This is a genomic window from Flavobacterium gawalongense, from assembly GCF_007097265.1.
Lineage (GTDB): Bacteria > Bacteroidota > Bacteroidia > Flavobacteriales > Flavobacteriaceae > Flavobacterium > Flavobacterium gawalongense.
The window spans coordinates 70892-84242 of sequence record NZ_VJZP01000004.1 but is presented as its reverse complement, the minus strand read 5'-3'; the positions used below and the strand labels follow the sequence as shown (position 1 = coordinate 84242).

Here is a 13351-nt window from a genome sequence, read left to right as displayed (position 1 = left end):
CTGTAATCGTATACCTTTTTGGATTCTGTATCATGATTCAATTTTATTGAGTGCAAAAATAAGATTTTTTATGATAGGGACGAAGGGATGATAGGGACAAGTCGCGACTTGTCCGTACTTATGAGAAATTGTTTGTGTTTTTTTGGAGGTTTTTCAGGAGCTATTTCCCGCTATTCGTTGCAATCTTTCTATTTTTAAAGAAAGAATAGAAAGGATTTTCACCGCTATCGGGGCCTAGGAATTCGGGTTTTCGATAAGTTTTCATCAATAATTTAATAGTGTTTTTTCAACAAAAGAAATTATAATTTTAAAACAAATACCAAAAATTGATTTATCGAGGTATTTTATTTTTTTATATGTTGTGTCTATATGTGTCGTTCCTACGGAACTTTATTCCTTTTATTTTATACTTGTCAACGGATTAAAATCCGTTGCTACAATATGAATCGTTCCTATGGAACTTTTACGCACTTATAAGAGCCGTAGGCTCGGCATATATTGTAGGGATGGATTTTAATCCGTCCACATTTGATGATATATCCATAAAGTGCCGTAGGTACGGACAATGTTTACAATCAAATTTGTAGGGAAATAACAGAATAAGGAACAACGTAAAAATTATTTTATTTGAAAATTGAGCAACTCTTTTGGCTATTTTGGCTCGATTTCTAGAGTGTTGGCAATTTTTACTAAAGTTCTAATGGTGGTGTTTATTTCTGCTCTTTCGATTCTGCCTACACCATTTTTGAAACCTTGCAGGAGAAAAAACCAAAAAAAGCACATTTTTTACCCAAATGTGGAAAACCGTAAAGCAGTGCGTTTTCTTCTCCATAAATTTGAGAAAATAATTAAAAACTAAAAGCATAAAATAAATTTTATGAATGAAGAAAAATTTAATTTGGAAAGAAAAGGAATTTGTTGTGATTTAGATATAATATATAATATGTAAGATTTTTTTCTATCTTTAGCATTCTTTATTAATTCTACATTTATTTAAAATCACTAGGTGCAAACAGTATAAAGAGAGAATGAATAAGTAGGCCTAATTAATGAAGTATAATTGAGTTTTAAAAATCACTTAAAATATTGTCATAAATGGAAATGGATTGGGATTGGATATTTATAAAAGTTATAGGAATACTATTTTTATTTGGAGCGTACATCTTCATTTTTGAATTTTTAGGGACATTTTCTATAAAATTTTTTAATAAAAAATGGGAAGATGTTATAAGATCAAAATTTTTAAGGTGCTTCATCATATCTATTTCAGTACCTCTAGTTGTTTTTATTCCTTTATTATTAGGAGGTTCCGGTATTTTTGAAATGTTAGCTATCCTAACATCAGATAAATCAAAAATCTTTGAAAATTTTGTTGTTTTAGTTATCGTAACTTATGTTTATTTCTTAATTAAATCACTCAAAATTGTATATTCTAAAAATGAATATGATAAAGATTCCGAAAGATTTTGAAATTAAAAAATACATCTATGGCAAAAATAGAATTAGGAGATTGGCAATATATTGAAGAAACTCCATTTAAATGGAATAATGGTATTCGGATTGAATTTAAGGAAAATATTCCAGAATACTTATACAAGTATTATCCTTCAAATGAAAATAGTTTTAATGCTATTTCAAATAATAATTTCTTTTGCTCACATCCTTTTCATTTTAATGATTTAACTGATAGCACACCTTTATCATATAATTTCAAAGATTTGTGTTTAGAAGATTTTAAAAATTATTATGAAGATTTGGTTGATGAAAATCAGTTATTATTAATGTACGAAGAAGATAAATTAAATTTGTTTAGAAGTTACTGTAATCACTATTATTCTGAATTAAATTCAATGTTAGGTTTTATTAGTTTGACTAAAAATAAAATGAACAATTTAATGTGGGGTCATTATTCAAGTGATTCAGGATTTAAAGTTAAGTTTAATACTCCAAAACTTGTAGAATCTATAAATAAAAACAATGAACAAAACTGTCTTTTTTTTCCGATAAATTATATCGAAAATAAATTGCATATAGACACCAGCGAATACGGTAATCGTCTTCCTTTATTAGTAGATATTTCAACAAAAGTCAATGATTGGAAATATGAAAATGAATGGAGGTTTATTATAACAAAATCCGCTATGTCAGTTCCTGAATCGTTAGTTTCGCTAAAGGAAGACTATAAAGGGGAAAATAATAGATTTGCATCTTATGATGCTGATTCAATAGAAGAAATTGTTTTAGGATTTAATTTTTTCAATGGTAAAAATTTTTCAAATAAAGTATTGAAAACAAGTGATGAATATCGGATTGATGCAAAAAGTCAAGATGTTACAAGTTTATTAAAATTCATTTGCAACAATAAAAATATTATAATCCGCCAAGCAGGTTTAAAAATCGATTCAGAAGAAAATATATTAATTCCAAATACAAATTCATTAAGAAGAAGTCTTGAAAGAATTGAAATAAAACATATTTCACATTTTACTTTTTCAGTTTTTAGAGTAAATAGAAATGAAATTGAAGAGTTCTAAAAACTAATACCACTACCCGCTGCGGACTTTGTTAAAGACTTCAATACGTCCATACTATCAGTTTTTATATATTTGTAAACGTAATTAAAGAAGCACATAAATTATGGCAAAAGGACCCGAAAAAAACACCAAAAATAAGGCTTTACATACCAAATTGCTCAATCGGAAAAAGGCTAAGCTTCAAGAAGAAAAAAAAGAAAAAGCTTTGCGTTTGAAAGCTTTAGTTACAAAAATGAATCAGAAAAAGAGTAGTAACGGATTTGATGTCATATAAATTACATTGTATTTCTTTTCTGTTTTAATTTAACGGAAATTTGCACCAAATATTCAAACACAAAACCTATGGAATTCGGTACAATAATTATTTCAGAAACCGCAATGAACAGTGAAAACCTCCAAGATGTAATTCACTCTAATATTTCGGTAATCAACTTAATGCGTGAGGAAGGCGTAAACGATGATTTGATTCACGAAGATGCTTTGATGAGTTATTATTTAGATTATTATGCGTCGCAATATACGGAGGGAAATTTTGCTCAATTTGTCTATAATTCAAGTTGGGATAAAGAGTTAAATGAATTGATAGAAGAAGGATTGGCATTAATTGGCGCCGAAAAGCATTTGGAATTGTTTCAACAACAATCCAAAAAAGTAAAATTAATGAGTAGTGTAAAGTTGAATAAGTTCCTGAAAGGGAAATTGGAAGGCGTAAATCCTATCCGAGATTTGCTTAACAACGACACGTTTTTTGAAATTGAAGAAAACCTGATTACGTTGAATGCTACTTTTTTAAAAACACACCCAGATTTCGAAGTCCTTCCGGTTGACGATATGTTTGCAACCTTAGAAGAATTTGTGGGTCATGAGATTAAAAGAGAGTAGGTAATATTAGGTAAAATTCATTTTGCATTTTTAACCACATAGAAACATAGATTTTATAAATTTTGAAAGTCGTTTTACTTTATTAGAGAAAATCATAGCTATGTAAACCCAAGAATTGGGCTATCCAACTCTTTTTTTCTATGTTTCTATGTGGTTAAAATTTTTAATCCGAAGTAAAAAAAGAGCTATAAGCTATATCAAAAAGGCTTACGGGTTTTCCCAAAAACTTTTGTCCCATTTCTATCAAACATTTCCTTAAATTTGCTTCCATTATATAAAAAGTAGAGTTATAAAAATCAACCTATGTTACAAATCGCATTTATTAGAGAGAATCAGGAGAAAGTAATCAAGGCTTTGGCAAAGAGAAACATCGATGCTACAAGTGTTGTTGAAGAAGTGGTACAACTGGATGAAAAACGTCGCGCTACGCAAGTGGAGCTAGACGGAATTTTATCCGAATCTAATAAATTATCCAAAGACATTGGCGAATTGATGAAAGGCGGAGAGAAATCTAAAGCCGCAATTCTAAAAGAAAAAACAGTTTTATTAAAAGAGAAAAGCAAGAAGTTGGCTGAAACTGCCGATGTACTTGCCGCTGAACTTTTAGAGAAATTATATACATTACCCAATCTTCCGGCAGATATTGTTCCTGTTGGGAAAACACCGGAGGAAAACCTGAACGTTTTTGAAGAAGGTGAAATTCCAGTTTTGCACGAAGGCGCACAACCGCATTGGGAATTGGTAAAAAAATACGACATCATCGATTTTGAACTTGGGGTAAAAATTACTGGCGCTGGATTTCCGGTTTATAAAGGAAAAGGAGCACGATTACAACGCGCCTTGATCAATTATTTCTTGGATAAAAATACTGCTGCCGGTTACAATGAAGTTCAGGTTCCGCACATGGTAAACGAAGCATCTGCTTACGGAACGGGACAATTGCCGGACAAAGAAGGACAAATGTACCACGATGCTACCGATGATTTATATTTAATTCCAACGGCGGAGGTTCCAGTAACCAATTTGTTTCGTGATGTAATCTTAAACGAAAATGAATTGCCCGTTTTAACAACGGCTTACACGCCTTGTTTCCGTCGTGAAGCAGGTTCTTATGGTGCGCATGTAAGAGGATTAAACCGTTTGCATCAATTTGACAAAGTGGAAATCGTTCGTGTAGAACATCCAGATAAATCGTATGAAGCTTTAGACGGAATGGTGGAACACGTTAAAAATATATTACAGGAATTGAAATTACCATATAGGATATTGCGTCTTTGTGGAGGCGATATGGGTTTTACATCAGCTTTGACGTATGATTTCGAAGTTTTTTCTACCGCGCAAGATCGTTGGTTGGAAATCAGTTCGGTTTCTAATTTTGAAACTTTTCAAGCGAATCGTTTGAAATTGCGTTTCAAAGATAAAGACGGAAAAAATCAATTGGCACATACCTTAAACGGAAGCTCATTGGCTTTGCCAAGAGTTTTGGCTGGAATTTTAGAAAATTACCAAACTCCGGAAGGAATCGTAATCCCTGAGGTTTTACGTCCGTATTGCGGATTTGATATTATAAATTAGTGGTCAGTGTTCAGTTTTTTAGTGATCAGATAGAAATATACCATAATAACACAATTGTTTAGAACCATTGGGGTTTGATTGTGATTTTTTTAGGTATTAAGAATTGAATATTTATTTTTTGAGTACGCTTGCTGAACACTGAATACTGAACACTTTTGAAATGAAACACTTATTTCTACATATTACCCTGTTTTTTTCATTAGTTTGTTTTTCTCAAAACGAACAATTGGCGCAGTATTATTACGATAAGGGCGATTTTGAAAAAGCCAAAATCAGTTATGAAGAGCTACTGGAAAACTTGCCTCAAAACACACAGTATTTTCTAAGAACAATCGACTGTTACCAACAATTACAGCAATTTTATGTTGCCGAAAAAGCGATACAAACGCGATTAGATAAATACAAACAAGGCAATCTTTTGGTAGAATTGGGATATAATTTTCAGTTGCAAAAAAATGATGCCAAAGCCAAAATTTACTACGAACAGGCATTAGACCGAATCAAAAAAAATCCAAATGAAGTGTACGGAATTTCAAACTCTTTTGAGAAAAAAGTGTTGCTGGAATATGCCTTGAAATCCTATCAAACGGCAACGGAATTAGAATCTAATTTTAATTTCAATTACCAAATTGGGTTGCTTTATGGTCAATTAGGCAATCAGGAAATGATGATTACTACCTTCCTTAATGAAGCTTATGCGAATCCCCAAAATTCGATGTTGATTCAAAATCAACTGGCTCGTTTTATGGTTGATGAGGGTGATGCCAACTTTAGTGAAACGCTACGCAAAGCATTAATCGTTAGGGCTCAAAAAAATCAAGATGTTTTTTGGAACCGTTATTTGAGTTGGTTTTATGTGCAGCAAAAAGAGTTCGAAAAAGCATTTATTCAGGAAAAAGCCATTTACAAACGCGACCCGGAATCTCTTTCTAATATTGTGAATTTAGGACAATTGGCTATTGAAGAAGACAATCAGGAAGCAGCTAAGGAAATTCTGGGTTTTGTATTGGAAAACACCAAAGACTTAGAACTGTTGATTCAGGCGAATTCCTATTTGATTAAAATGAAAATAGAAAAGGCCAAAGAAAAAGAGTATGCCGTTATCAATACGGAATTGGAAGGTTTATTGAAACAATATGAAATAAGTCCTTTTACCTTATCTTTGCAGCTGATTCAGGCGCATTTTGTAGCTTTTAATTTAAAAAAACCGGAGGAAGGAAGAGCCATAGTTAAGAAAGCACTCGAATTACAGTTAGACGATTATGAAGTGGCTCAGGCCAAAATGGAATTGGCGGATATTTTGCTTTACGAAGAAAAATTCAATCAGGCTTTAATCTATTATTCACAGATAGAATTGGACTTGAAAAATGATATAGTGGCACATGAAGCGAGTTTGAAAGCCGCTAAAACCAGTTATTTCAAAACCGATTTCGCTTGGGCATTGAAACAATTCAAGGAACTGAAATCTGCGAATACGCAATTGATTGCCAACGATGCTTTAGAATATTTTCTGTTAATCAATGATAATATGGTTGCCGATTCGACACAAACAGCTTTGAAGCAATTTGCAAAAGGAGATTACCTTTTGTATCAAAATAGAAATCAGGAAGCGGTAACGCAGTTTCAGACGATATTAAAAACCTATAAAGGCCAGGAAATAGAGGCGGTGACGTTGTTGCGTTTGGGTAAAATTTACGCAAAACTAGGTGATTTTACTTTGGCTTTAAGCCAATATCAAAACATAATAGACAAGCACAGCGACGGGATTTATATTGATGAAGCTTTATACTTCTCGGCAGAAATTTATAACAAAAAATTGCAGCAGCCCGAAAAGGCAAAACCATTATACGAAAAGATAATTTTCAGTCACGAAGACAGTATCTATTTTGTGGAAGCCCGGAAGAAATTCAGGCAATTGCGAGGGGATACGAATCTTTAAATTAGACTTGGAGATAATAGACGGATAGAAAATAGATTTTAAAATAAAATTCGATTTCAATAAGAAAATTAAGTTAATTATATTCTACTCTGGCTCCCTCTCCTTTGGAGAGGGTTGGGGTGAGGAAAAATCAAAAGAAATGATAATATACAACGTTACCACAAACATACATGAAAGCGTTCACGATCAATGGATGATTTGGATGCAACATAAACATATTCCTGAAATTCTGGCTACAGGGAAATTCTCATCGGCAAGAATGGTGCGAGTTTTAATTGAAGAAGAAATGGGAGGAGTAACCTATTCAGTTCAATATACCACAGATAGCAAAGAAACCTTGGAGAAATATTATCAGGAAGATGCACCAGCTTTTCGCGAAGAAGGATTGAAGTTGTTTGGAGACAAAATGCTTGCTTTTAGAACCGAGTTGGAATTGATTTCGGATCATTAGTTTTTTAGTGGTCAGTTGGGAAGTTATGACATCAGATAGGGATTAAAAAATAGTTGGAGGTCACAATTTGTGATCTCCAATTTAAAAAAATATATAAATACGCTTTGTGTCTTTGCGCCTTCGTGGCAAAACAAAATATATAAAAACACTTTGCGCCCTTGTGCCTTCGTGGCAAAAAAACAAACAAAATGGAAAAAGTAAAAGCCAAAAAACACCTCGGACAACATTTCTTGAAAGACGAAAGCATTGCAAAAGACATTGCTGACACCTTGAGCTTAGAAGGATATGATGATGTATTAGAAATAGGTCCTGGAATGGGTGTTTTGACAAAGTATTTATTGGACAAGTCAATCAATACGTACGTTATAGAAATCGATACAGAATCAGTAACGTATTTAGACGAAAATTATCCAAAATTGAGGGATAAGATTATCTCTAAAGATTTCCTGAAATACAATATCAACGAAATTTTCGAAGGAAAACAATTCGCTATCATTGGGAATTTTCCGTATAATATTTCAACCCAAATAGTCTTTCGCGCATTAGAATATCGCGATCAGATTCCTGAATTTGCAGGGATGTTCCAAAAAGAAGTGGCACAGCGTATTTGTGAAAAAAAGGGAACAAAGGCATATGGAATTCTTTCGGTTTTGGTTCAGGCTTTTTATGATGCCGAATACTTATTTACGGTAGATGAAAATGTTTTTATTCCGCCGCCAAAAGTAAAATCGGGTGTTTTACGTTTGCGCAGAAAGAAAGATTATAGCTTGCCTTGCGGCGAAAAATTGTTTTTTACTGTGGTTAAAACCGCTTTTCAACAACGTAGAAAGACGTTGCGTAACAGTTTAAAAACCTTAAATTTGTCCGATAGTTTAAGAGAAGATAAAGTTTTTGATCTTCGTCCGGAACAACTTAATGTAGAACAGTTCATAGAACTTACCCAAAAAATAGAAGCCGATGGAGTTTAAAATCAGCAAAGAACTAATCCAAGAATTAGAGCAACTCATTCAAAGTAAAAACGACCAACAGTTGGAAGTTTTATTGAATGATATGCACCATGCTGATATTGCCGAAATTCTCGACGAACTCGATTTTGACGAGGCAACCTATATTTTTAGAGTATTAGACAGTGATAAAACAGCAGAAATTCTTCTTGAATTGGAAGATGATTTGCGGGAGAATATATTAAGCAGGCTTTCGCCAAAAGAAATTGCGGAGGAATTAGACGAACTGGAAACCAATGATGCCGCTGATATTATTGCCGAACTTTCCCAAGATTTGAAAGCGGAAGTAATATCAGAATTGCAAGACGTTGAGCATGCCAAAGACATTGTAGATTTACTTCGTTATCAAGAAGATACTGCGGGTGGAATCATGCACAAGGAATTGGTTAAAGTCAATGAAAATTGGAACGTGCTTACCTGCGTAAAAGAAATGCGTATTCAGGCCGAAAATATTTCAAGAGTCCATTCCATTTATGTGGTGGATGATGAAGACCGATTGAAAGGACGATTGTCACTCAAGGATTTATTAACCACTTCGTCCAGAACTGCGATCAGCGATGTTTACATCCGAAAGCTGAATTCTGTAAAAGTAGATACTGAAGACGTTGAGGTTGCCCGAATCATGCAAAAATACGATTTAGAAGCCATTCCGGTGGTGGATGAATTAGGGCGTTTGGTGGGAAGAATAACCATCGATGATATCGTCGATGTAATCAAGGACGAAGCCGATCAGGATTACCAATTGGCGGCGGGTATCTCACAGGATGTCGAAGCCGATGATAGTATTATGGAATTGACCAAAGCGCGTTTGCCTTGGTTGGTTTTAGCACTTTTGGGAGGTTTTATAACCGTAAGAGTGCTTGGTTTGTTTGAAGGAGCCATGTTGGAACATGGGAATTTATTCTTTTTCACGCCACTTATTGCGGCCATGGCTGGAAATGTAGGGGTGCAATCTTCGGCAATTATTGTTCAGGGTTTGGCTAATAATACGTTGAGTGGATCCTTATTTAACCGATTGATAAAAGAAGTTTCGCTGAGTTTATTAAACGGAGTGATTCTGGCAACCATATTGTTTCTGGGAAGTCATTTTCTGTTGAATGTTGAAATCATCATTGGAATCATCGTTACCATAGCATTAGTTTCTGTAATCATTATCGCGTCGCTTATTGGGACCTTTATCCCATTATTGCTCGATAAATTCGGAATTGACCCTGCATTGGCAACGGGACCATTTATTACAACAAGCAATGATATTTGCGGAATTCTTATCTATTTTTCGATAGCAAAATTGATTTTAGGGTTTTAATAATGAGATGATTTTTGGAGTTAAAAGAATATAAAACCTTGTTGAGTACAAATATTAAAAACGTTATTTTAAGTGTTTTTGTGAAGTAAAACGGAACAAAAAATAGTTGAATGGACGAAAAACAATAAAAGCAAATTGGATTCAAATGCTTATAAAAGAATCTAAAATATATAATAATAACTAACACTTTCCATATCGACTCCCTCTCCTTTGGAGAGGGTCGGGGAGAGGAAAACCACAACCAGCATGAAAGTACACATTATTGGCGGAGGAAACTTGGGTGTTTCTATCGCATTGGGGATATCAAAATTTTCACAAGAAAATCAAGTTACCGTGACCAGAAGAAATACGACAAGTATTCTCTATTTGGAGAAATTAGGTATTACGGTTTCTACTGATAATACCCATCAGATTCAAGAAGCAGATGTAATTATTCTGACCATAAAACCGTATCAGGTAGATACTGTTTTATCCGAAATCCTTCCTGTGATTTCTAATAAAGTAATTGCTTCAGCGGTTAGTGGATTGTCAATAGAAAATTTACAAAAGAAGATAGGCGATTCCAATAGCGCTATCCGAATCATGCCAAATATCGCATCACAATTTGGTGCATCTGCTACTTGTATTGCGTTTCATGAAAAAGACAAAGACAAAGCACAAAATGTGGTAGCTCTTTTCCAGGATTTAGGAACCGCTCCTATTATAGACGAAAAACTGATGGATGCAGCAACCGTTCTTGCGGCTAGCGGAACTGCTTTTGCATTGCGTTATATTCGTGCATCGATGCAAGCCGGAATCGAAATAGGATTTGACTGGCAAACGGCACTAGCTATTTCTGCACAAACCGTAAAAGGTGCTGCCGAAATGCTGCTGGAAGAAAAAGGACATCCGGAACAATTAATTGACAGAGTGACAACACCACAAGGCTGTACGATTGCTGGATTGAACGAAATGGAAATGCACGGATTCAGTTCGTCATTGATACGAGGAATCAAAACTTCTTTGAAACAAATCAAGGGATAAACGTCATTTGGGCGTGCCCCCATTAAAAAAAGGGTCTTATCAGCGTTACTGTTGATAAGACCCTTTTTTTAATGGTGTCGGGCTATCCGCGCTACTTCGGTAGCTGGCTGCTATCCCTCACGCGGGCAGAATTGATTTTTGATCGCAGATTCTTGATTAACGATTTCAAATTTTGTCTGCGGAATCTAAGAGTGTTCATTTTTAGTGATTTATCTGCGTTTATTTATATCTAAAATCAAAAATCGTTAATCAAAAATCTACAATCATTCGCTATGCCTTGTTTATAAAATCATTTTATGAAAAAAATCTTACATTTGAAGAGATAAGGTTAAAAAAAATCAGACCAAAATGGTTCGTAAGGATGATTCTGTTAGTTTTATATTAAAGCCTTATCATTAACGGATCACGAACGTACCAATTCGAATCATATCGAATCAAAAAAATAGTTTTCGAATATTTATCGAATAAAATCGAATCATATCGTATCGTTTTGGATGCTAAGTCTTTTGCCAAATACAATCAGTATTGAAATTCTGTTAAAAAGTCAGGAGACTTTAAGGCGATTGCATTTAATAAGAGGATTGTAAAATGGCGCAAAGTCAGAGACATTTGCGCAGCTTTTCACAACATACTTTGTGTTAAACTTTAAGGCGTTTGTATTTAATAAGAGGATTGTAAAATAGCTTAAAATCAGACACATTTGCGCAGCTTTTGCTGACTTGTTTTTGGTAGCGGAGGAATTGAATAGTTTGATTGCTTCCCTGCAAATCCAACTCAAATAAATCGTATATTTCAAAAAAAAACCACAATGAAAAAGGTACTACTTATAACCCTTATTTTACTCTCAACGTACAGTATCGTAAATGCGCAACAAGGCAAACAAAAACAAGTGCTCAGGCATGTAGTTATGTTTGGATGGAAAGAAGGTACGGATGTCGCATATATCACTAAAGTAGTAACGGCTTTAAGTGATTTAAAGCATAAAATCCCAACAATCAAATCATTTGAATGGGGAACCAATAACAGTCCTGAGAACTTGAACAATGGTTTGACTCATTGTTTTATACTTACATTCAGTAGCGAAAGTGATAGAGATGCCTATCTAATTCATCCGGATCACAAAGCTTTTGTAGCGCTGTTAAATCCTATTCCTGATAAAATTACCGTATTCGATTATTGGGCTAATAAGTAATAGACTGTCCGTTACTAATACTAATGAATTTAATTTGTCATTTCGACGAAGGAGAAATCGCATTAGTTGCTCTCGTTATGAGATTTCTCCTTCGTCGAAATGACAAAACAACTAAATTTTATTCATAAGATGTAGCTTGGTACAAGTAAAGGACAGTCATAATAAGTAAAACTGACTTAGCTTATAAATAGCTTAATTATAATCATGATTTTCAATAAAAAAGGGTGTTTAGTTTTAAAACTAAACATCCTTTTTTATTGGAAGAATCAATTAAACTGTTGATTTAGTCTTTATTTTTTTAATTGGAGTTTTTAATGTGTTTTTCAACCACAAAAATCCAATCGTTCCAGCAATAAAAGAAGCAATTAGAATCGCAATTTTAGAATACGTAATTACTTCCTCACCATCATTTTTAAACGCAAGCAGTGTAATGAAAATAGACATTGTAAATCCTATTCCACCCAGCATTCCTGCTCCAAGAATAGTATTCCATTTTAAATCTCTAGGCAGGGTGCAAATTCCTAAACTAACGGCAAAAAATGAAAACAACCATATTCCTAATGGTTTCCCCACAACAAGACCCAGCATAATTCCAATCGTGTTGGGATGATTCAATCCTTCATGCCAATCTTGGCCAATAGCAATACAAGTATTCGCTACGGCAAATAAGGGAAGAATAAAAAAGGCCACCGGTTTGTGTAAAAAATGCTGTAATTTATAGGAAGAGGTGCTTTTGCCTCCGTCACCAAACGGGATTACAAAGGCCAACAATACGCCGGTAATAGTTGCATGCACACCGGAATTCAGCATAAAATACCACATGGCGGCTCCTCCAATCAGATAGGGGATAAGACGGTGTACCTTTCTTCGGTTAAGGATAAATAAGCCTCCCATAATAGCAAAAGCGATAAATAAATTGACAAAAGCAATCGTTTTTGTATAGAATATGGCAATGACAATAATGGCACCCAAATCATCAATCACGGCAAGTGCAGTCAGAAATATTTTTAGCGATGCCGGAACCCGATTTCCCAAAAGTGACAAAATACCAATCGCAAAAGCAATATCAGTTGCCATTGGAATCCCAGCTCCATTTTGTGTTATGGTTCCAAAATTCAACAATAAAAAGATTCCTGCAGGGACAATCATTCCGCCTAATGCTCCAAAAATTGGCAAAGCGGCATTTTTGATACTGGACAATTCTCCATTATAAATTTCCCGTTCCAATTCTAAACCTATTAAAAGAAAGAAAATGGACATTAAGCCATCATTAATCCAATGGGTAATGGAATGATGTCCAACATTGGTTTCCCAAAACTGTATGTATTCTGTCTGGATGGGTGAATTGGCAAGATAAAGGGATAAAATGGTAACAAAAAGCAAAAGAAGTCCTCCTGCTTTTTCGCTTTCAAAAAAGGTGTTAAATGTTCTTGTTAATCTCATTT

General features: G+C 34.1%; 12 protein-coding genes. 11 read left to right on the top strand and 1 reads right to left on the bottom strand.

The window, feature by feature from the left end; translation table 11 throughout:
* Positions 1 to 1095 precede the first annotated feature (1095 nt).
* The 11 genes from FNW38_RS03900 (at position 1096) to FNW38_RS03855 (ending at position 11906) form a co-directional block, all read left to right on the top strand.
* Entirely contained in the window at positions 1096 to 1470 is a 375-nt protein-coding gene (locus FNW38_RS03900) for a hypothetical protein (protein ID WP_143387117.1), read from the top strand.
* Positions 1471 to 1487: 17 nt separating this feature from the next.
* Positions 1488 to 2534 carry a DUF2971 domain-containing protein gene (locus tag FNW38_RS03895; protein WP_143387118.1) on the top strand — a complete coding sequence of 349 codons (1047 nt, stop codon included), beginning with the start codon at positions 1488 to 1490 and terminating at the stop codon, positions 2532 to 2534.
* Positions 2535 to 2637: 103 nt separating this feature from the next.
* Complete coding sequence (locus tag FNW38_RS17415; protein ID WP_185963074.1) at positions 2638 to 2808, top strand: hypothetical protein; 171 nt, start codon at positions 2638 to 2640, stop codon at positions 2806 to 2808.
* A 68-nt stretch (positions 2809 to 2876) separates the two neighbouring features.
* Complete coding sequence (locus tag FNW38_RS03890) at positions 2877 to 3416, top strand: DMP19 family protein (RefSeq protein ID WP_143387119.1); 540 nt, start codon at positions 2877 to 2879, stop codon at positions 3414 to 3416.
* Between the two features lie 303 nt (positions 3417 to 3719).
* Complete coding sequence (serS, locus tag FNW38_RS03885) at positions 3720 to 4991, top strand: serine--tRNA ligase (RefSeq protein WP_143387120.1); 1272 nt, start codon at positions 3720 to 3722, stop codon at positions 4989 to 4991.
* A gap of 160 nt (positions 4992 to 5151) precedes the next feature.
* Positions 5152 to 6930: a tetratricopeptide repeat protein gene (locus tag FNW38_RS03880; RefSeq protein WP_143387121.1), complete on the top strand. Its 1779-nt coding sequence runs from the start codon at positions 5152 to 5154 to the stop codon at positions 6928 to 6930.
* 139 nt (positions 6931 to 7069) lie between these two features.
* The gene (locus FNW38_RS03875; protein WP_143387122.1) at positions 7070 to 7381 is read left to right on the top strand and encodes a DUF4286 family protein; all 312 of its coding nucleotides are present in this window, start codon (positions 7070 to 7072) and stop codon (positions 7379 to 7381) included.
* Between the two features lie 188 nt (positions 7382 to 7569).
* Positions 7570 to 8349 carry a 16S rRNA (adenine(1518)-N(6)/adenine(1519)-N(6))-dimethyltransferase RsmA gene (rsmA, locus tag FNW38_RS03870; RefSeq protein ID WP_143387123.1) on the top strand — a complete coding sequence of 260 codons (780 nt, stop codon included), beginning with the start codon at positions 7570 to 7572 and terminating at the stop codon, positions 8347 to 8349.
* Positions 8339 to 9691: a magnesium transporter gene (gene mgtE / locus FNW38_RS03865; RefSeq protein WP_143387124.1), complete on the top strand. Its 1353-nt coding sequence runs from the start codon at positions 8339 to 8341 to the stop codon at positions 9689 to 9691. The genes rsmA and mgtE overlap by 11 nt, the downstream gene beginning before the upstream one ends.
* Before the next feature lie 246 nt (positions 9692 to 9937).
* Positions 9938 to 10714 (top strand): pyrroline-5-carboxylate reductase, encoded by a 777-nt coding sequence (proC, locus tag FNW38_RS03860; RefSeq protein WP_143387125.1) that lies wholly within the window; start codon positions 9938 to 9940, stop codon positions 10712 to 10714.
* 808 nt (positions 10715 to 11522) lie between these two features.
* Positions 11523 to 11906 (top strand): Dabb family protein, encoded by a 384-nt coding sequence (locus FNW38_RS03855; protein ID WP_143387126.1) that lies wholly within the window; start codon positions 11523 to 11525, stop codon positions 11904 to 11906.
* Between the two features lie 270 nt (positions 11907 to 12176).
* Here FNW38_RS03855 and nhaA read toward each other — a convergent pair whose 3' ends face one another.
* Entirely contained in the window at positions 12177 to 13349 is a 1173-nt protein-coding gene (gene nhaA / locus FNW38_RS03850) for a Na+/H+ antiporter NhaA (protein WP_144064480.1), read from the bottom strand.
* Positions 13350 to 13351 lie beyond the last annotated feature (2 nt).

What these genes read in the sequence shown, in the direction of transcription:
- FNW38_RS03900 (WP_143387117.1), top strand. Translation starts at nt 1,096, where the DNA reads ATGGAAATGGATTGGGATTGGATATTTATAAAAGTTATAGGAATACTA.
- FNW38_RS03895 (WP_143387118.1), top strand. Translation starts at nt 1,488, where the DNA reads ATGGCAAAAATAGAATTAGGAGATTGGCAATATATTGAAGAAACTCCA.
- FNW38_RS17415 (WP_185963074.1), top strand. Translation starts at nt 2,638, where the DNA reads ATGGCAAAAGGACCCGAAAAAAACACCAAAAATAAGGCTTTACATACC.
- FNW38_RS03890 (WP_143387119.1), top strand. Translation starts at nt 2,877, where the DNA reads ATGGAATTCGGTACAATAATTATTTCAGAAACCGCAATGAACAGTGAA.
- serS (WP_143387120.1), top strand. Translation starts at nt 3,720, where the DNA reads ATGTTACAAATCGCATTTATTAGAGAGAATCAGGAGAAAGTAATCAAG.
- FNW38_RS03880 (WP_143387121.1), top strand. Translation starts at nt 5,152, where the DNA reads ATGAAACACTTATTTCTACATATTACCCTGTTTTTTTCATTAGTTTGT.
- FNW38_RS03875 (WP_143387122.1), top strand. Translation starts at nt 7,070, where the DNA reads ATGATAATATACAACGTTACCACAAACATACATGAAAGCGTTCACGAT.
- rsmA (WP_143387123.1), top strand. Translation starts at nt 7,570, where the DNA reads ATGGAAAAAGTAAAAGCCAAAAAACACCTCGGACAACATTTCTTGAAA.
- mgtE (WP_143387124.1), top strand. Translation starts at nt 8,339, where the DNA reads ATGGAGTTTAAAATCAGCAAAGAACTAATCCAAGAATTAGAGCAACTC.
- proC (WP_143387125.1), top strand. Translation starts at nt 9,938, where the DNA reads ATGAAAGTACACATTATTGGCGGAGGAAACTTGGGTGTTTCTATCGCA.
- FNW38_RS03855 (WP_143387126.1), top strand. Translation starts at nt 11,523, where the DNA reads ATGAAAAAGGTACTACTTATAACCCTTATTTTACTCTCAACGTACAGT.
- nhaA (WP_144064480.1), bottom strand. Translation starts at nt 13,349, where the DNA reads ATGAGATTAACAAGAACATTTAACACCTTTTTTGAAAGCGAAAAAGCA.